Source organism: Streptomyces sp. NPDC007905 (assembly GCF_042959345.1).
Taxonomy (GTDB): domain Bacteria; phylum Actinomycetota; class Actinomycetes; order Streptomycetales; family Streptomycetaceae; genus Streptomyces.
This window is the reverse complement of record NZ_JBIBKS010000016.1, coordinates 1-18311: the sequence shown is the minus strand read 5'-3', so window position 1 is coordinate 18311 and position 18311 is coordinate 1. Positions and strand designations below refer to the sequence as shown.

Below are 18311 nucleotides of genomic sequence, written 5' to 3'. Positions count from 1 at the left end.
AGGAGGCGGGCGCGTGGTGCTGGTGGTGTCGGAAGAAGTCCGGGCGGCGATCGACGCGCGGCGGCCGGTGGTGGCGCTGGAGTCCACGATCATCGCGCACGGGCTGCCGCGTCCGCGCAATCTTCTGGTGGCCCTGGAGCTGGAGGACGTGGTGCGGCAGGAGGGCGCCGTCCCCGCGACGATCGCCGTACTGGACGGGCGCCCGCACGTCGGCCTGGACAAGGGGCAGCTGGAGCGGGTCGCGAACGAGGACGGCATCCGCAAGCTGGGCCACCGTGACCTGCCGCTGGCCCTGGCGGCGGGGGCGAGCGGGGCGACCACGGTGTCGGCGACGGCGCAGCTGGCGGCGCTGGCGAGCGTCCGGGTGTTCGCCACGGGCGGGCTGGGCGGTGTGCACCGGCAGTGGACGGTGACCCAGGACGAGTCGGCCGACCTGGGGCTGCTGGCGCGGACTCGGATCACGGTGGTGTGCGCGGGCGTGAAGTCGATCCTGGACGTGCCGGCGACCCTGCAGCGGCTGGAGACGCTGGGCGTGGCCGTCGCCGGGTACCGCACCGACCGGTTCCCCGGCTTCTACCTCTCCGACTCCGGGTATCCGGTCGACTGGACGCTGCAGAGCCCGGACCAGGTCGCCGGGGTGATGCGGGCGCAGGACGCGCTGGATGCCCCGGAGTCGGCGCTGATCGTCGCCCATCCCGTCCCGCAGGAGCAGCAGCTCGATCCCGGACTGCACGCGCGCGTGCTCGCCGACGCGCTGCGCGCCTGCGAGGAGGAGGGGGTCTCCGGACAGGCGGTCACGCCGTTCCTGCTCGACTACCTGGTCCGGCACACGGACGGGACCTCGCTGAAGGCCAACCTGGCGGCGGTGCGCGGCAACGTACGGCTGGCGGCGCGGATCGCCACGGCGTGGACCAGGGGATGACCACGGGCCGGAACGGGGCGCTGCTGGTCGTCGGGGACGTCATCACCGACGTCGTCGCGCGGCACCGGGGACCGCTTGCCGCCGGCACCGACACCGCCTCCGTGATCCGGACCCTGCCGGGCGGCGCGGGCGCCAACGTGGCCTGCTGGGCGGCCGAGGCGGGCTCTGCGGACGTGCGACTGCTGGGGCGGGTGGGCGCGGATGCGGCCCAGTGGCACGAGCGGGAGCTGGTGGCGGCCGGCGTGCGGCCTCGGCTGGTGGTCGACCGGGAGGCCACGACGGGGACGGTGATCTGCCTGGTCGACACGGGTGCGTCGGCCGAGCGCACGTTCCTCACGGACAGCGGGGCGTCCCTGCGGCTCGAACCCGCCGACTGGTCCGACGCGTTGCTCGACGGCGTCGCCCGGCTGCACCTCTCGGGCTATCTGCTGTTCTCGGAGCCGAGCCGGGCCCTCGCCGAGGTGGCCGTCGCCGCGGCACACACACGTGGGGTGCCGGTCAGCCTGGATCCGGCGTCCGCGGGTTTCCTCGTGGAGTTCGGGGTGGACCGTTTCCTGGCCTTCGCTCAGGGGCTGGACGTGCTGCTGCCCAGCCGGGACGAGGCGTGCCTGCTGACGGGGCTTCCCGAACCGGCGGACGCCGCGGCCAAGTTGAGCCGGCTCATCCCGCTGGTCGTGGCCAAGTCGGGTATGGCCGGGGCGATGGTGGCCCGCGCCGGCGCGGTGGTCGCCCGGGTTCCGGCCGCGTCCGCGACCCCGCTGGACACCACGGGCGCCGGTGACGCCTTCACCGGTGCGTTCCTCGCCGCCCTGCTCGCGGGCGCGGATCCGCAGCAGGCGGCGGCACAGGGGTGCCGGGCGGGAGCGCGGGCGGTGGAACGGGTGGGCGGCCGACCCCCGCACCGGGGCACCGGGGGGCTGGGGCACCGCACCGTCGACGGGCCGTCGTGCACCCACGTTCCCCGTCTCGACGGGCCGGCGCACCGCCCTCGACGCTAGCCCTTGCGTCCCCACGCCGAGATCATCGGTGCGGTGGCCAGGTCCATGCCGCCCGCCTCCACGTTGGCCAGGTGCCGCTCGACGTCCTCGTCGGTGGCGAGGCCCGCGCTGACGAGGCGGTCGCGGATCTGACGGACCGTGGCGGACTCCAGGGCAGCGCAGGCGGGCGAGGTCATGGGGAAGTAGGCGTCGGCCTGTACGTCTTTGAGTCCGGCCTCGCGGAGCAGGCGCGGCAGCCTGCGGCCGTACGCCAGGTCGGCGCCTCGTTCGGCGAGCAGCCGGCGGAAGCCCTGGCGCAGTCGGTTGGCGAGCTGCTGCTCGGGGCCGTACTCGTCGGGGCAGATCAGGGGCTGGAGGGCCGGGTCGGCGTCCTCGATCAACAGCATTCCGCCCGGTCGCAGGGCGCTGATCATGGAATGCAACGCCCTGTCGCGGTCGGGGACATGGACGAGGACCAGCCGGGCGTGCACCAGGTCGAAGCCGTCCCCCGGCGGCTCCTGTGCCCCGACGTCGTGCACGCGCACCTCGACCGGAGGGCGCGCCGCCGAGACGAGCCGCGAGGTGTCGATGTCGGTGGCCACGACGCTGCCGCTGGGCCCGACCTTCTCGGCAAGCCAGGACACCACGGAGGTGCCGCCGGCCCCCACCTCCCAGCAACGCCAACCGGGGGCGAGTCCAAGTCCCTCGAGGTGCCGGAACGTCGTGGGATCGAAGAGGGAGGCGAAGGCGTCGAAGCGCTCTTCCGCCTCGTTCTGCCGGTTGTCCAGGAGGTACCCGTCGGATGGTTCCATGCTCCGATCATCGCAGTCGTCCGACGCGCCCGCCGCGGCCGAAGCGGCCGAGGGGCCGAGCTTCGTCCACAGGCGGGAACGAAACGGAACGGGTGATTCCCACAGGCTTGCTCGCGCTGTTCGCCGGACTGGCACACTGGCCGGGCAAGGCGCTAAGGCGGTGTGCGAGGAGATCCACGCAAGGAGATCCAGATGTCCATGGCAGGTAATCTGCGGAAGGTCACGGGGCTGGGCAGGGTCGGCGGCCTGGGCAAGGTGGCACGGCTGACCCGGCGCCGACCGCGGGTGGACCTGAGTCATCCCGCGCGATCACCGCTGGGCTCCTCGGTGGTGAACTGCGTGACGTACCAGGACGGTGTCCGGATGCCGGAATGCACCGACCTGGCGGATGCCGTGGAGATGGTCCGCAAGAGCGGAGAGGGGTTCGTCTGGCTCGGGCTGCACGAGCCGACGGACAGCGAGTTCGCAGGCATCGCCGAGCTGTTCGACCTGCACCCGCTGGCGGTGGAGGACGCGGTGGAGGCCCATCAGCGCCCGAAACTGGAGCGGTACGGGGAGACGCTCTTCGCGGTGTTCAAGACGGTCTGCTACGTGGAGCACGAGCAGTTGACGGCGACGAGCGAGGTCGTCGACACCGGCGAGATCATGGTGTTCGTCGGTGAGGACTTCGTTGTCACGGTACGGCACGGGCGGCACGGCTCACTGGGCCCGCTGCGCGAGGAGTTGGAGGCTGATCCGCGGCAGCTCGCCAAGGGGCCGGCGGCGGTACTGCACGCGATCGCCGACCACGTGGTGGACGACTACCTGACCGTCACGGACGCGGTGCAGGCCGACATCGACCAGGTCGAGACGGACGTGTTCTCGGAGAACGGCGCACGGGCGGATCCGGGGCGCATCTACCAGTTGAAGCGTGAACTCCTGGAACTGAAGCGCGCGGTGGTGCCACTCGGCCGTCCGGTGGAGGACCTGGCGACCCGGCCGATCCGGGTGGTCGACCCGGAGATACAGGCCTACTTCAGGGACGTGCTGGATCATCTGATGCGGGCCAAGGAGCAGATAGCCGCGTTCGACGAACTGCTCAACTCGATTCTGCAGGCGCACCTCGCGCAGGTGACGGTCGCACAGAACGAGGACATGCGGAAGATCACGGCCTGGGCGGCGGTGATTGCCGTACCGACGATGGTGTGCGGGGTCTACGGCATGAACTTCGACCACATGCCGGAGCTGCACTGGCGTTTGGGGTATCCGCTCGTCATGGGGGTGATGGCGACGGCCTGCTTCACGCTGTACCGGGGCTTCCGGCGCAACGGCTGGCTCTGACCGGTCACGCCGAGAAACTCACGACCTTGCGGGGCACGACCCTGATGATCACGCGAACCTCGTCGCCCTGCTCCGCCGGCGGATCGATGCCCAGGTACTTGTGCGACAGCTCGTACGGGAGCCGTTTGCCCTCGTCCGGGAGGATTTCGGCGACGCCCCGGATCTCGGCGGAGGTGTAGGGGTCGGCGAGGTCGAAGACGGTCAGGCTGATGCGCGGGTCGCGGCGGAGGTTGCGCACCTTCTGACGGCCGTCGGTGGACGAGCAGAGCACGGTGTCACCCTCGCGCTTGATCCAGACCACCGAGTTGTGCGGCGCGCCGTCGGGGCCGAGCGTGGCGACGCCGGCGAAGTTCTTGCCGTCGAGAAGGGCGCGGACGGCGTCGTCGAAGACGACGGGAGCGCGAGAGGAGAGCCACATGACACCACTCTAGTTGCATATGCATGCAAAAGGGGTTGGTGCGAGCTGATCGGATCAACCGTTCCAGGCGGGGTGCCGGGGATCGTCGGCGCGCACGAGGACGTCCGCCGTCCCGGCCGGATCGGCCTCGGCCTCGTAGCGCTCGAAGGCCGGGAGCATCCAGTGATCGGCCTCCGGGGTGCGGCGACGCAGGGCGCCCGGGGAGAGGAGGACGTGGACGGTCAGGTCGAAGGGGAACCAGTGCCGCAGAAGGAGGGGGCCGTGGAGCAACAGCACTGCGCCGGGCGGGAGCTGGACGTAAGGGCTGCGGGTGGCGCGGTCGGTGCCGGGGTCCCACAGGTCGGGCAGGACGCGCCCGCTGCCGCCGGGGTCCAGCGGCGTGAAGACCTCGCGCCACAGCGCGCTGGTGTCGAACCAGCCGCTGTAATACGACTCCACGTCCCGTCGCCCGTGCTCCAGGCGGAGGGAGGCGGGGCGGAGGAAGCCCTCGGCGCCGACGACCAGCGAGGGCCGGCCGCGCACGCGCAGCGCCTGGGCGACACGCTCGGCGAGGTCTGTGGGGCGGGCGGCCGGTGCGCCGTCGAAGCCGACGCGCAGCCAGGCGCCTGCGTCGGCCGGCTCCAGCTCGAGCAGCCGGTCGGCGAGCAGCTCGGCGAGCCGGTCCCAGGTGATCGCTTCGAGTCGCACAGGCCCATGATGCCGGGTGGGCTTCGGGGCGGTGGAAGCAGGATGGGCGGCGCTTGTCGTACGGCACCCGGGACGCACCTGCCGCGTACCGGCCAAGCATGGCGTTTACGCGCCGGCGGAGCACGAGCAGGCAGGTGTGCGAAATCGACCGAGGACCCTCGACCAGGTGGCGCACACGCTCGCCGGCACCTGGAGCGCGGCGGGACGCGGACCGGCCGGTGCCCCGTGGCCCGAGAGCGCATGCCCGCAGGCGAGCCGGGCTGTCGTACGCCGGACCTCGCGGTCGAGGGCGCGGCAGCCGTGGCGGTGGGGCTGGCGGTGGCCGTGACGATCACCCCGGTACGGCTCCGTACACCGGCGTCGGGGGTCGACCTTGCCGCGGAGGAGCCTGTGAACAGGTCGGCATGGGAGGGGTGGGCGGAGACGGGGAAAGAAGCGCGTATGGCGCGTTCTGCAACTCCCCTCCTTCCCGGCGGACTTGTTGTCGTCCAGCCCCTGCGGCACCAGCGCTGTGCCGGGTGCCGGCGTGGGCCGCTGTCTCTGCTCGTGCTGGAGGACGGGGTGCCGCGCTGCCTCCACTGCGCGGACCTCGGGCACCTGGTGTTCCTACCGCGCGGGGACACGGCGCTGTCCCGCAGGGCGCGGGAGGAGAGCACGTTGTGGGCGGTGGTGGTGCGGTTCAACCGGCGCAGGAGCCGGTACGAACGGCAGGGGCTGCTCGTGCAGGAGGCAGCGCTGGGTCGGGCCGAGGCGCGGTGCCTGGCGGACGCGGAGGCGCGGCGCAGGCGGCGGGCGCGGGACGCGCGGCGCAGGGCGGTGGAGGACGAACGGTTCGTGGTGGCGTTCGCGGCGGAGATCCTTCGGCTGTTCCCCGGGTGTCCGGCCGAGCGGGCCCGGGCGATCGCGGCGCACGCTTCGGTGCGGGGCAGCGGGCGGGTCGGACGCAGCGCGGCCGGGCGGGCGCTGTCGGAAGGGGCGGTGATATCGGCGGTCGTGGCGGCCGTGCGGCACGTGGACACGCCGTACGACCAGCTGCTGATGAGCGGTGTGCCGAGGTTTGAGGCGCGGCGGCGGATCGCGGTGGCCGTGGAGAGCGTGCTGCGGGGGTGGGGGGAGGCGGCCGAGGCCGGCTGAGAACGCGTCCGGAAGCGGGGATGGCGTACGGCAGCGGGACACGGCACGGGATCGGACGAGGAGGCGGCCCACCGCCGGACCGCGCCGTCGGAACGGCGCACCGTCGCGGCGCCGTCCAGCGGGGCGGGCCAGGCCTGCTTTCCGGCGCAGCCGCGCCCACGCCCTCGGAAGCGGCCCTGCTCTCCGACCCGGCCCTGTTCGCTGACGCGGCTCTGCTCTCCGACCCCACCCTCTCTCCGACCCGGGCTCTCTTCGCCGACGCGGCTCTGCTCTCCGACGCTCGGGGTGTTCTGCGGTTTCTCCACCTTCGTGATGCGGGGGCTGGCCGCGCTGCCTTCCGCGCAGGGTGCCGCCGCGATGAACGCGATCAACGTGGCCGCTGTGGCACCCGCCTTCATGCCGGTGTTCATCGGTTCGACGGTGCTGTGCGGGATCACCGCGGTGGTGACGTTCGTGGTGTGGCCGGGCGAGGGGAAGGTGGAGCTGCTGCTGGGCAGCGCGCTGTTCCTGTTCGGCTCCTTCGGGCCGACCGTGGTCGCGAACGTGCCCCGCAACGACAGGCCGGCCGGCATGGCGCCGGGCAGCCCCGAGGCCGCGGTGTCCCGGCCGGTGGACGTGCGCGAGTGGACGTTCTGGAACCACGTCCGCACGGTCGCCTCCGCCGCGTCCGCGCTCCTCTACGTACTGGCCCTCGCCTGAACGTCCCCTGCGGGGGACCCGGGGAGCGAACCCGGCTCCGTGCTGAGGGCCGCCTTCCAGAAAGCGCTGTCCGCCGCTCTGCGCGGCTGACGGTGCGGACGTATGGTGGCCGAAAGAGTGCGGCCCGATGCCGCACGGCCCGTCGTACACCCAGTACCCCCCGGTGCACGTACGCGAGGAAGACGACCATGGCCGATCCCAAGGGGTTCATGAACACGCCGCGCCAGGAGTGGCCGCGGCGGCCCGTCGAGGAACGGGCCCGGGACTGGGACGAGGTCTACGTCCCCGGGGCGCTGCTGCCGATCATCAGCAAGCAGGCGGACCGCTGCATGGACTGCGGCATCCCCTTCTGCCACGACGCCTGCCCGCTGGGCAACCTGATCCCCGAGTGGAACGACCTGGTCTCCCGCGAGGACTGGCGGGCGGCGAGCGACCGGCTGCACGCGACGAACAACTTCCCCGAGTTCACCGGGAGGTTGTGTCCGGCGCCCTGCGAGGCGGGGTGCGTGCTGGCGATCAACCAGCCGGCCGTCACCATCAAGAACGTCGAGTGCGCGATCGCCGACCGGGCGTGGGAGGAGGGTTTCACCCCGCCGCGGCCTCCGGAGCGGCTGTCGGGGAAGACCGTCGCGGTGATCGGCTCCGGGCCGACCGGGCTGGCTGCGGCCCAGCAGCTGACCCGGGCCGGGCACACCGTCGCCGTGTACGAGCGGGACGACCGGATCGGCGGACTGATGCGGTACGGCATCCCCGAGTTCAAGATGGAGAAGCGGCACCTGGAGCGGCGGCTCGAGCAGATGCGGGCCGAGGGGACGAGGTTCCGTACGTCGACGGCGGTCGGGCGGGACGTCCCTGCGGCCGATCTGCGGGCGCGCTACGACGCGGTGGTACTGGCAACGGGCGCGACGGCGTGGCGGGAACTTCCGGTGCCGGGCCGCGAGTTGCAGGGAATACACCAGGCAATGGCGTACCTGCCACTGGCCAACCGGGTCTGCCAGGGAGATCTGGAGATCTCGCCGCTGTCCGCGGCCGGCAGGCACGTGGTGATCGTGGGCGGCGGGGACACCGGGGCCGACTGCCTGGGGACCGCGGTGCGCGAGGGGGCCGCGTCCGTGACCCAGCTGGACATCTACGCACAGCCGGGTGTCGAGCGCGACGAGGACAGCGAGCCGTGGCCGACGTACCCGAAGATCTACCGGCTGTCCGCCGCGCACGAGGAGGCGCGGGACCTGCGGACGGCTCCGGCGGCGGACGCGGACGCGCGGCTGTTCGCGGCGTCCACGCTCCGATTCACCGGCGACGACAGCGGGCACGTGCGGTCGCTGCACCTGGTCGAGGTGGACGAGCGGAGGCAGCCGGTGGAGGGCACCGGGCGGACGCTGCCGGCCGATCTGGTGCTGCTCGCGCTCGGCTTTTCCGGGCCCGACCGGGAGGACGGGCTCGTCGATCAGCTGGGGCTGACGATGCAGCCGCGAGGCACGATCGCCCGCGACGACGGCTTCGCGACCAACGTTCCCGGCGTGTTCGCGGCGGGGGACGCGGCGCGTGGGCAGTCGCTCATCGTGTGGGCGATCGCGGAGGGGCGGGCGGTGGCGGCAGCGGTGGACCGTTACCTGACGGGCAGTTCGCAGCTGCCGGCGCCGATCTCGCCGTACGACCGCCCGATGGCCGTGTAGCCGAACGGACCACGGCGGTATCGGCGCCGCAGGTGCCTCGTCAGCGGCGCCGTTCGTCCGTGCCCGCCACCTTCCCCGTCGCGAGTGCCACCCGGTTCCAGGTGTTGATCGCGAGGATCAGGGCCAGTACCTGAGCCAGTTCCGTCTCCTCGAAGTGGGCGGCGGCCTGCGCGTAGACCTCGTCGGGGACTCCTGCGTCGGCGACCCGGGTGACCGCCTCGGTCAGGGCGAGGGCCGCCTGTTCCGTCGGGGTGAAGAAGTGCCGGGCCTCGCGCCAGACGGCGACCATGTGCAGGCGGTCCTCGCTCTCGCCGGCCCGGCGGGCGTCGCTGGTGTGCATGTGGAGGCAGTAGGCGCAGTGGTTGAGGTGCGAGGCGCGGATCTGGATCAGCTCGACGAGGGCGGGGTCGAGGCCCTCGCGGGCGGCGGCGTCGAAGCCGATGAGGGCGCGGAAGGCCTTGGGGGCTGCCTTACCGAAGTCCATACGGGTGCGGGCCGTTCCGGCCGCGGCGATCGCGGCGGCCGTGGTGGTGCTCACTGAGGTGACCGTGTTCGTCGTCATGTGCTCCAACCTATGCGCGGAAAAGACCGACTGTAGGGTGCATTTCCATGGCGGAATCGTGGGTCAATTCTGCGGAGCGGATCGGTGTGGATCTGCATCTGGAGCTGTCGGGGCCAGGCGGGCGTCGGGCCGCGCTGATCCGGGCGCTGCGCGAGGCCGTGCGCAGCGGGCGGCTGGCGCCCGGCACCCGGCTGCCGCCGTACCGGTCGCTCGCCGCCGACCTGGGCGTGGCCCGCAACACCGTCGCCGACGCGTACGCGGAACTGGTGGCGGAGGGCTGGCTGACCGCCCGCCAGGGGTCGGGCACCCGGGTGGCGATGGGGGTACCTTCCACGCCCTTCGGGCAGTGGGGGAGGCCGGAGCCGCTGCGCCACGTCGAGCGACTGCCCCGGGCGGCAGCGCGTGGGCCACGGCACGACCTGAGGCAGGGCACACCGGACGCGTCGGCGTTCCCGCGTGCGGCCTGGTCGGCCGCGTACCGGCGGGCGTTGCAGGCGGCGCCCGCCGAGGCGTTGGGGCCGGGGGATCCCGCCGGGCGCCGGGAGCTGCGGGAGGCACTGACGGAGTACCTGGCACGCGCGCGTGGGGTGCGCACCGAGCCGGGCCGTATCGTGATCTGCTCCGGCTTCGCGCACGCGCTGCGGCTGCTGTTCGGCCAGGGCCGGGAGGGCGTGTTGCGCGGTCCGCTGGCCGTGGAGGCGTACGGCCTCGACTTCCACCGGGGCCTGCTCGCCGCGGCCGGCGTGCGGACCGTACCGCTCCCACTGGACGAGCACGGGGCCCAGGTGAGCGGACTGCGCCGGGAACGGGCCGTGCTGCTCACGCCGGCGCACCAGTTCCCGACCGGGGGCCCTCTGCATCCGGAGCGCCGGGCGGCGGTGATCGACTGGGCACGCGCGCGTGGGGCGGTGGTTCTGGAGGACGACTACGACGGCGAGTTCCGGTACGACCGCAGGCCCGTCGGCGCGCTCCAGGGGCTCGACCCGGAACGGGTGATCCACATCGGCTCGGTCAGCAAGAGCCTGTCGCCGGCGCTGCGGCTGGGCTGGATGGTGCTGCCCGAGCGGTATGTCGGGCCCGTGCTCGCGGCCAAGGGCGAGCGGGAGGCGTGGGCGAGCGTGCCGGATCAGCTGGCCCTCGCGGACTTCGTGGTCTCGGGGTCGTACGACCGTCATGTGCGGCGCATGCGGCAGCGCTACCGGCGCCGGCGCGACCGGCTGGTCGCGGCGCTCGCCGCCCACGCGCCGCACGTCGAGGTGACCGGCATCGCGGCCGGACTGCACGCCGTGCTCAGGCTGCCGCCCGGCACCGAGCGGTCCGCGGTGAAGGCGGCCGCATGGCAGGGGGTCGCCCTGGACGGACTGGCCTCGTTCCGGCACCCGGAGACGGCGATGCCCGCGTCCGACGGCCTGGTGGTCGGATACGCCACACCGCCGGAGCACGCCTACGGGGCGGCCCTTGAGGCGTTGTGCGGGGTGCTGCCGCCGGGGTGAGGGCTCAGAGATCGAGGTCTGCTCCGTCGCAACTCGCTTCCGTTGCGGCCGCAGATGCAACCCCGGTGCCCGGTCCCCCTGCCGGTGTCGCCTCGTGGCGACCGCCGGTGACGCGAGTGTGCACGTCACCGCGATACCAGTCGTCCATGCGCGCGGGATGCGGCCTGCTGGTGTCGATCCCGACGGCCCTCGAGTCCTGCCCTGTCATGGGGCACTCCGTGAGCGTCTGACGCCGTGCGAGGTCAAGTCGGCACACAATAAGAAAGGTGGCTGAGAACAATAACCATCGGCGGTTCAGGAGAGCAGGAAGTCGGCCTCCCCCGCCTTGGCGCCCTCTATGAAGGCGGTTATCTCGTCCGTGGTGTAGATCAGCGCCGGTCCGTCCGGGTCGGTCGACTGGCGTACGGCGATCCGGCCGTCGGCGAGCTTCATCGCTTCCAGGCAGTTTCCGCCGTTGCCGCCGCTCCAGGGCTTGTGCCACCCCTCGCTGCCCAACTCCCGCGCGGGCATGCCGTTGTAGACGCGACTGCGCGGCTCGATGCGATCCATTCACAGCTCCTTGCGGAGATCCCGGAGGATCTCCTTCGTGCGTTGCGCCGTGGCGGCCTGCGCCGCCATGCGGTCCATGACCTCCAGGTGGGTCGCCACCTCGGAGCGCGCGTCCAGGTAGACCGCGCCGGTGAGGTACTCGCTGTAGACCATGTCCGGCAGCTCCGACACGGCGAATCGGAACAGTACGAAGGGCCCGTACGTCCCCGGGTGCGGCCCGTTGGCGAACGGGGCCACCTGGAGCGTCACATTCGGCAGTGTCGTGGCCTCGAGCAACTTGTCGATCTGCGCACGCATCACCTCCGGGCCGCCGACCGGCCGGCGCAGGGCCGTCTCGTCCACCACCGCCCAGAAACGGGGGGCGTCGAGACGCGTGAGCAGGTTCTGACGCTGCATGCGCAGCGCGACATGGCGTTCGATCTCGTCGGGGCTGGTCTGGCCGATGGCACCGGACTTCAGCACGCCGCGCGCGTAGTCCTCGGTCTGCAGCAGGCCGGGGACGAAGTGCGGCTCGTAGGAGCGGATGAGGGCGGCCGCACCCTCCAGGCTGACGTACATCGAGAACCAGCCCGGCAGGATGTCGTGGAACCGCTGCCACCAGCCCGGCCTGTTGGCCTCCTCGGCCAGTTGGATGAAGATCTCGGCCTCGTCGTCGGGAACTCCGTAGGCCTTCAGCAGCAGTTGCAGGTACGGGATCTTGAGGCCGACCTCGGCCATCTCCATGCGGCGGATGGTGGCGGGGGCGACACGGAGGACACGGGCGGCCTCCTCACGCTTCAGCCCGGCGCGTTCCCGCAGGTCCAGCAGGCGCCGGCCGAGGACCACCTGGCCCACGGTCGGCGCGGACCGCGGTTCGCTCACGCTCCCACCTCCGACACAAGAGTCCGCTCCGGCAAAAGAATCCCGACAGCCCTGCGGCGCCGTTCGAAGACTCATTCGAAGATCCGGCCGGATCGTCGACGGTCCCAATTGGCGCCGCTCGAGGTGCTGTTGCGAGCAGTGTGCCACGGCCACTGACAGAGTCACACAGCACTCTGCATTTTTCAGAGTGACACTTGCCAAGTGTTCACGCCGGGGAGATAGTGGCAAGCGTGATTCCGTCCGCGCCTTTAGGAACAGACGCCGCCGCAGACCGTCTCGGTCTCGGTGCCGCTGGGGGTCCCCACTCTCGAACATGTTCGAGCATGGGAGAGGGAGCAGCCCCTGGTGGGGGCGCTGCCGAGCGCCGGTTCCGCTTCGAGCTGGCCGCCCATCCGGGTTCCCCCGCGCAGGCGAGACGCCTGACGCGTTCCCGACTGACCGGCTGGTCGGTATGCGCGGACACCTGTGACACCGCGGCCCTCGTCATCTCCGAACTGGTCACCAACGCGATCGTGCACACCGCGAGCACTCGGGTGGTGTGCGAGCTGCACGACCATGACGACACGGTGCGCATAGCCGTGCACGACGAGGGTTGTGCGCCCGGTGAGCCCCACCCGTCCCCGCAGCAACCCGATGAGGAGCACGGGAGGGGGTTGCTTCTCGTCGACGCGCTGTGCAGCTCCTGGGGTGTCCAGGAGCACGGGCCGGGGCTGCTGGTCTGGGCGGAGCTGGGCCGCCGGACCGACGCGGCCTGCGACACCACCGAGCCCTGGAACGACCTGGGCTGGGGTGCCCGCCCCAAGCCGGACCGCCCGCCGCCCGGTCCGGGTGACGAGGAGGAAGCGCAGGCCCGGCACGGGGCACCGCCGGCGCGGCACCCCGTGTGGGGGCGGCCGTGAACGGTGCCGCCGATTCCGGTCGGCCACTCGGCCTGGACACCCTGGTACGCCTCGGCCGCCGACAGCATGCGCCGACCGCGGTCCGCCGCCTGCCGGTCCCGGAGGGCATGACGTCCCCGCTCGGCTGCGACGCCGTGGCCGTGCCCGACCGCCTCGCGGCACTGGTCGTCCCGCGGCTGCCGCGTGTGGGATGCGTGTACGCCGACGGCGCGCACTGGTGGTGGCTCGTGCCGTCGCACTCCGACTACGCCCTCCCCTGGCCCGCCCCCGCCCACTACGCAACGGGCGCCCCGGTCCCCGCCACCGCCCGCCTGATCCATCGCCCCGAGGGGACGGTCCCCTACACCCCGCCGATCCCCCTGTACCTGGCCCTGTGCCGGGTGACGGGGACGACTCCGGACTGGTCCCGCCCCATCTCGGCGTGACGCCGCGCTCGTCTCGGCCGGGGGTTTGCGGGCGGAAGCTGTGAGCCGGGGGCGCCAGAAGGCACTCGAACTGGACCCGCCTGACGGGTACGGGTGCCGTCCGATCTGACGGTTACGGGCGCCTGACGGGTACAGGTGCCCGTACGAATCCGACGGGTACGGGCGACGTACGAATCAGCGGCCCCGCACGCCCAGGTTCCGAGAACGTCACCTTCAGCCATCCGGGTGATGCGGACCGGCACGAGACACCGCCGGCGCGGCACCCACTCACCGGGCCGCCCCGGTCCCCCATGCCACCGCGTCTACGCGGAGCTTCCCAACGCTGCAGGCACGCTGCCTGCGGAGCAGTTCACGGCGGAGCAGCCGGCCTGGGACGCCTCACTCGGTGCCGTTGCCGCCGCGCACGATGACCAGGAACGTGTCCGTCGCGAGGTCCATGACGACCTCGGCGCGCAGGCCTTCGAGGCGCCGCGCGTGCGCGAACTCCTCCGCGGGCCACGACCCGCGTGGTCCACCTGCGGGAAAGCGCTCGAGCACTGTTCGCCCGTTCACCATCTCGCACCTCCAGAAAGCGTCGTACTTGTAGGAGTTAACGCTCTGGAGAGGGGAAACGCCTCGCTCAGTGACCCGACTGAGACATTGTTGACACGCGTTCACGGCGGATGGTGAGAATCCGCTCACCTTGCGACACGAACGACACGTTCGGCGACAATTCCGCCACCGTCCCCGTCTTATGCGTCGTACTCGTCGTGATACCGGAGCCGGTCGCTGCCCCGCGGGTCGCGGCCGAGCGCGGTCAGGTCGAGCAGGCCGGAGCGGACCGGCACGTCCGGATCGCCCCCGGCTCCTCGCGCGCGTACCGCACCGGCAGCGCCACCAGGCCCCGCGCGCGCAGCGACGGACGCCACCGCAGGTCCTCTTCCGCGAGGGCCAGAGCGGGGAACCGCTCCAGCAGGGCCGCGAGGGCGATCTCCGTCTCGGTACGGGCCAACGGAGCGCCCAGGCAGTAGTGGATACCGTGACCGAGGGCGAGGTGGCCGGAGGCGTCACGGGTCAGATCGAGGCGGTCGGGGTCCGGGAAGCGGGCGGGGTCGCGGTTGGCGGCGGACAGCGAGACCCAGACCGTCTCCCCGGCCGGGACGGTGACCCCGGCGATCGTCACGTCCTCGACCGAAAAGCGCCGGATGGCGAGCAGGGCGGGGCCCTCGTATCGGGCGAACTCCTCCACCGCGGTGGGGAGTTGCTCGGGATCCCGGCGCAGGGAGGCGAGCTGGTCGGGGTGGCGCAGCAGGGCGAGGACGGAGTTGCCGATGAGCTGCACGGTGTTCTCGTACCCGGCGAAGAGGATGAGGAAGGCGAGGGACATCAACTCGTCCTCGCTGAGCCGGTCGCCCTCGTCGCGGACGGCGATCAGGTCGGAGAGCAGGTCGCCGGCGGGGGTCCTCCGCTTGTCGGCGAGCAGCCGGGTGAAGAAGCCGAGCATGGCCACCACCGCCTCCTTGCCCGCCTCAGGCCGTGCCGGATCGGGAGCGACCAGGCAGTCGGTCCACGCCCGGAAGTCCATCCGGTGCTCCTCGGGAACGCCGAGCAGGTCGCAGATGACGGTGATCGGCAGCGGGGCGGCGTAGGAGGCGATGAGGTCGGTGGTGCCGTGCGGGCCGAGGGCGTCGAGGAGCCGGTCGGCGGTCCGCCGGATCGGCTCGCGGAGTCGCTGTACGCGGCGCGGGGTGAAGGCGCGGCCGACCAGGCGGCGTATGCGGGTGTGGTCGGGCGGGTCCATGTTGAGGAGGTTGGCGTCGAGCGCGGGCGGCAGGGAGAAGCCCTTGTAGGTGCCGGCCGTGGCGTGCCGCTTGTCGAGCGAGAGCCGTGCGTCGGCCAGGGCGGCGCGGACGTCGTCGTACCGTGTGACCAGCCAGGCGGGGGTGCCGTCGGGTCCGGTGACGCGGTGCACGGGCGCGGTGTCGCGCAGGCGCCGGTAGACGTCGTAGGGCTGGTCGAGCAGGCCGTCCGCGAGATCCATGGCAGGCAGCCTACGCGGACTCAGGTGTCGTACTCCCGGATGCGCCGCCCGTGGCTCCGGTCGGCGAGAGCGGGCAGCCGCTGCTCCAACTCCCTTACCACGGTGGGCATATCGTGGGTGAGCAGTTCACGGTCCCGCATCGGCACGCGGCTGTCGGCGACGGTGGTGCGGACGTCGGCGGGGCGGGCGCTGTGCACGAGGGTGGCGGCGAGGTCGTGGACCGGCTGGGTATGCGGGCCACCGACGTCGACGAGGACGAGGCCGGCGCGCCGGCAAGGGAGCGAGGCTGCAATGCCGATACTGCCGCCGAGTCCGACCGCGCGGGCGCTCGGCAGCGTTGCGCCGTACAGAGCCTGACGCCAGGTCAGCCGGTGAAACCTACGACAGTGCCGTCCCACCGGGTCAGCCGAACCGCGCCTCGGGGCCGGCTCTGCGGCTATGCGGCGGCGGGCAGTCCGACCCCCTCCCGCCGCCGCTCCACCTCGTGGAGCAACTCCTCCAGTTGACGGGTGTGCAGCGAGGTGAGGCGACCGGCGTCGTCGAGGTGCACGGCACAGGCGGTGGCGGTGTCGACGAGGCGTTCGAGGACGGCGGCGACGGCGTCCGTGCCCTCGGTGTGCCGGGCGAGGGCCGGCAGTTCGGCGGCGGCGAGCGCGATCGCGGTACGGGCCTCGGCGAGGGCGCGGTAGGCCTCGCGGCGCAGCGCCCACCGTTCCGCGCGGTCGCCGGACTCGCTCAGGACGTGCACGAGATAGGCGTGCGCGGCCTCCCCGGCGGCCGCGAGCCGGGCCCGTACCCCGCCGCCCCGCTCCCCCGGCATCGGCAGATGCCCGACGATCAGCACGATCACGCAGGCCAGCAACGTCTCCCCGATCCGGCTGACAGAGGCCGGCGGCTCGCCGCCGACCATGACCAGGGCGAGGACGAGGACGGTGACGACGGCGGTGAGGGCGGCGAAGTTCCGGGTGGAGACCGGGACGAGCGCCCCGCACACCGCCACCAGCACGATCAGCCTCTCCGGCCGCGGCAGCGGCGCGGCGAGACCGGCGAACGCCAGGGCACCGAGGACGGTTCCGGCGGCCCGGCACAACACGCGGGAGGCGAGCGGCCCGAGGTCGGGCTTGACGAGGAAGACGGCGGTGGCGGGCAGCCAGTACCAGTGCTGGTGCTGCCCGTGCCAGCGGGAGTGGTGCAGGGCCTGGGCGACGGCGGCGCCGGACCCGAAGCACAGGGCGACGCGCAGCCCGTACTCCCGACCGCCGGTGCCGAGCGCGGCCCGCACCGCGTCCCTGGGGCCGCGCCGCCGGGCGTGCAGCCGGCGTTCACCGCCCTCCTCGGCCCGGTCGAAGGTCTCCGCGGCGCGCAGCAGGGCGTCGTCGAGGGCGCGCAGGGCGGGCGCGGACCGGCTGGGTGCGGGCAGCGGGCCGGTGCCGGTGTTGCCGCGAACGGCGGCGGCGAGCCGCCGGGGCCCTTCCGCGGCGCGCGCGGGGAGGGGGTCGCCCGCCCAGGCGAGGGCGGTGGCGGCTCGGCGAGCGGCAGCGCCGCGGCGTACTGGGCGTGCAGCCGGCGCTCGGCCGCGGAACTGGCGTGCCGGCGCAGGCGGGGCCCGGCGAGGGCGTCCTGGGCATGGTCGAGGGCGGCGGTGAGCGCAGCCCGCCGGGCAGTCGCGCCCTCGCCGCCCACGGCGTCGAGCAGCATGGCGACGGCCTCGTACACGTCGGCGACCGCCTCCCGCTCGCCGTCGAACCGGAAGTCCCCCGCGAGCGAACCGGGGGTGGGCAGGGCCAGCCGCAGCAGGATCAGCCAGCCGGCGCCGGCGAGAAAGGCGAGGGCCCGCTGCCAGCCGCTCTCCGCCGTCGGCATCCCGGCACCGATGGCGACCGTGACGAGCAGCTGGGTACCGGCGGCGGAGGCGACGGGCCCGACGGCGCTGATGCCTCCGGCCGCCAGTCCCAGCACGGTCAGCAGCAGGGTCAGCGGCACGGCGGGCAGGTGCTGTCCGCCGCACGTCCCCACGAACAGCCCAAGGGCTCCGGCCAGCGCGGGCACCCCGAGCCGCCGGACGGAGGCCCGCCTGCTGCCGGGCCGGTCGTTGATGCCGGCGAGCATCGCGGCGATGGCGGCGAGGACGCCCCCCGAGACACGGCCGCCGATCACACCGGCGAGCAGCAGCGGCCCGGCGGCGAGCGCGCCCCGCGTCACCGCGCTCCACGGGACGGGCCCGCGCTGGGCGCGCAGGGCATGGGCGAGCCAGGGGGGGGCAGTGACAGTGCGACGGGGCGCGACACGGGGCTCCTGCTCATACGAGGGCGGGGCGGGCCTTCGGACGACGGTGGCCGGGCTGCGGGGTGTGCATCCCACGGTAGATCGCGTTCCCTGAGCAAACGGGGCGGTCACGTTTCAGGGAGGTGAAAGGTGGCGGGGGTGGGGGTTTCGTCATGAACGCAATTCCTCCGGTCACCGTCCGAGGAAGGGCGGAACGAAGGGTCGCGGCGGCCGTGTGTCCATGGCTGGGCTGCGTGCTCGGGGACGGACCACGGAGCTCGTACGCCGGTTGCTGGGCGAGCCCGATCCGCTGCGCGCCAATCCGTACTCCGCATCGGCCCCGCCGACCCGGCTCTACCGCGTTGAACAGGTCGAAGCAGCAGGGCAGAGCGTCGAGTTCAGGGCCGTGGCGGCGGCCGCGGTACGACGGTCCCCAGCGGCGAAGACCGCCGCACGGCGCAGGGGGCGGGAGGTGTCGGCGAGGGTCGCGACGGCACGGGGGGTGCCTCTATGTCTTCCGTCAAGGCACTCCTGTCGGGTTTGGGGTGGTTCGGGGTTGCTGAGGTTATGCGGCGAGCTCGACGTCTTTCGG

General features: G+C 72.8%; 16 protein-coding genes and 3 pseudogenes. 9 read left to right on the top strand and 10 right to left on the bottom strand.

All coding sequences use genetic code 11. The features are described from left to right. Positions 1-13 precede the first annotated feature (13 nt). Positions 14-922: a pseudouridine-5'-phosphate glycosidase gene (locus ACFZDC_RS26695; RefSeq protein WP_391327780.1), complete on the top strand. Its 909-nt coding sequence runs from the start codon at positions 14-16 to the stop codon at positions 920-922. Next, on the top strand, positions 919-1920 hold the full coding sequence (locus ACFZDC_RS26690; RefSeq protein WP_391327778.1) for a PfkB family carbohydrate kinase: 1002 nt from the start codon (positions 919-921) through the stop codon (positions 1918-1920). Before ACFZDC_RS26695 ends, ACFZDC_RS26690 begins: the two co-directional genes overlap by 4 nt. Here the strand turns inward: ACFZDC_RS26690 and ACFZDC_RS26685 are convergent. Then, positions 1917-2711, bottom strand: a complete 795-nt coding sequence (locus ACFZDC_RS26685; RefSeq protein ID WP_391327776.1) for a methyltransferase domain-containing protein — start codon at positions 2709-2711, stop codon at positions 1917-1919. The two genes, ACFZDC_RS26690 and ACFZDC_RS26685, sit on opposite strands and share 4 nt — an antisense overlap. Before the next feature lie 192 nt (positions 2712-2903). On the opposite strand from ACFZDC_RS26685, the gene ACFZDC_RS26680 reads away from it, so the two are divergent. Continuing rightward, a complete protein-coding gene (locus ACFZDC_RS26680; RefSeq protein WP_391327774.1) occupies positions 2904-4031 on the top strand; it encodes a CorA family divalent cation transporter in 1128 nt (375 codons plus the stop codon). 4 nt (positions 4032-4035) lie between these two features. Here ACFZDC_RS26680 and ACFZDC_RS26675 read toward each other — a convergent pair whose 3' ends face one another. Beyond that, positions 4036-4449, bottom strand: coding sequence for a TIGR03618 family F420-dependent PPOX class oxidoreductase (locus ACFZDC_RS26675; protein WP_391327772.1), 414 nt, complete (start codon positions 4447-4449; stop codon positions 4036-4038). Between the two features lie 54 nt (positions 4450-4503). Then, positions 4504-5136 (bottom strand): uridine kinase, encoded by a 633-nt coding sequence (locus tag ACFZDC_RS26670; RefSeq protein WP_391327770.1) that lies wholly within the window; start codon positions 5134-5136, stop codon positions 4504-4506. A gap of 441 nt (positions 5137-5577) precedes the next feature. On the opposite strand from ACFZDC_RS26670, the gene ACFZDC_RS26665 reads away from it, so the two are divergent. The 3 genes and pseudogenes from ACFZDC_RS26665 to ACFZDC_RS26655 all read left to right on the top strand — a co-directional run bounded on the left by ACFZDC_RS26665 (position 5578) and on the right by ACFZDC_RS26655 (position 8645). Next, the gene (locus ACFZDC_RS26665) at positions 5578-6270 is read left to right on the top strand and encodes a DUF2293 domain-containing protein (protein WP_391327768.1); all 693 of its coding nucleotides are present in this window, start codon (positions 5578-5580) and stop codon (positions 6268-6270) included. A gap of 282 nt (positions 6271-6552) precedes the next feature. Further along, positions 6553-6969 (top strand): annotated as a pseudogene (locus ACFZDC_RS26660) (DUF1772 domain-containing protein); the annotation flags it as partial. A gap of 188 nt (positions 6970-7157) precedes the next feature. Continuing rightward, complete coding sequence (locus ACFZDC_RS26655; RefSeq protein WP_391327766.1) at positions 7158-8645, top strand: glutamate synthase small subunit; 1488 nt, start codon at positions 7158-7160, stop codon at positions 8643-8645. A gap of 40 nt (positions 8646-8685) precedes the next feature. On the opposite strand, the gene ACFZDC_RS26650 is transcribed toward ACFZDC_RS26655, so the two are convergent. Beyond that, entirely contained in the window at positions 8686-9207 is a 522-nt protein-coding gene (locus tag ACFZDC_RS26650) for a carboxymuconolactone decarboxylase family protein (protein WP_391327764.1), read from the bottom strand. A 47-nt stretch (positions 9208-9254) separates the two neighbouring features. Between ACFZDC_RS26650 and ACFZDC_RS26645 the strand changes: the two genes are divergently transcribed. Further along, positions 9255-10700, top strand: a complete 1446-nt coding sequence (locus ACFZDC_RS26645; RefSeq protein ID WP_391327762.1) for an aminotransferase class I/II-fold pyridoxal phosphate-dependent enzyme — start codon at positions 9255-9257, stop codon at positions 10698-10700. A 294-nt stretch (positions 10701-10994) separates the two neighbouring features. On the opposite strand, the gene ACFZDC_RS26640 is transcribed toward ACFZDC_RS26645, so the two are convergent. Further along, positions 10995-11249, bottom strand: a complete 255-nt coding sequence (locus tag ACFZDC_RS26640; protein ID WP_391327760.1) for a DUF397 domain-containing protein — start codon at positions 11247-11249, stop codon at positions 10995-10997. Next, positions 11250-12110 carry a Scr1 family TA system antitoxin-like transcriptional regulator gene (locus ACFZDC_RS26635; RefSeq protein WP_391327758.1) on the bottom strand — a complete coding sequence of 287 codons (861 nt, stop codon included), beginning with the start codon at positions 12108-12110 and terminating at the stop codon, positions 11250-11252. Between the two features lie 221 nt (positions 12111-12331). On the opposite strand from ACFZDC_RS26635, the gene ACFZDC_RS26630 reads away from it, so the two are divergent. Further along, positions 12332-13009 carry an ATP-binding protein gene (locus ACFZDC_RS26630; RefSeq protein WP_391327755.1) on the top strand — a complete coding sequence of 226 codons (678 nt, stop codon included), beginning with the start codon at positions 12332-12334 and terminating at the stop codon, positions 13007-13009. Continuing rightward, the gene (locus tag ACFZDC_RS26625; protein ID WP_391327753.1) at positions 13006-13434 is read left to right on the top strand and encodes a hypothetical protein; all 429 of its coding nucleotides are present in this window, start codon (positions 13006-13008) and stop codon (positions 13432-13434) included. The genes ACFZDC_RS26630 and ACFZDC_RS26625 overlap by 4 nt, the downstream gene beginning before the upstream one ends. A gap of 378 nt (positions 13435-13812) precedes the next feature. Here the strand turns inward: ACFZDC_RS26625 and ACFZDC_RS26620 are convergent, their stop codons facing one another. The 4 genes and pseudogenes from ACFZDC_RS26620 to ACFZDC_RS26605 form a co-directional block, all read right to left on the bottom strand. Continuing rightward, the gene (locus ACFZDC_RS26620; protein ID WP_391328126.1) at positions 13813-13986 is read right to left on the bottom strand and encodes a hypothetical protein; all 174 of its coding nucleotides are present in this window, start codon (positions 13984-13986) and stop codon (positions 13813-13815) included. 244 nt (positions 13987-14230) lie between these two features. Continuing rightward, positions 14231-15454 (bottom strand): cytochrome P450, encoded by a 1224-nt coding sequence (locus ACFZDC_RS26615; protein WP_391327751.1) that lies wholly within the window; start codon positions 15452-15454, stop codon positions 14231-14233. Between the two features lie 20 nt (positions 15455-15474). Beyond that, positions 15475-15822, bottom strand: a pseudogene (locus ACFZDC_RS26610) (amidohydrolase); the annotation flags it as partial. 68 nt (positions 15823-15890) lie between these two features. Then, positions 15891-17692, bottom strand: a pseudogene (locus ACFZDC_RS26605) (FUSC family protein). Positions 17693-18311: the final 619 nt, after the last annotated feature.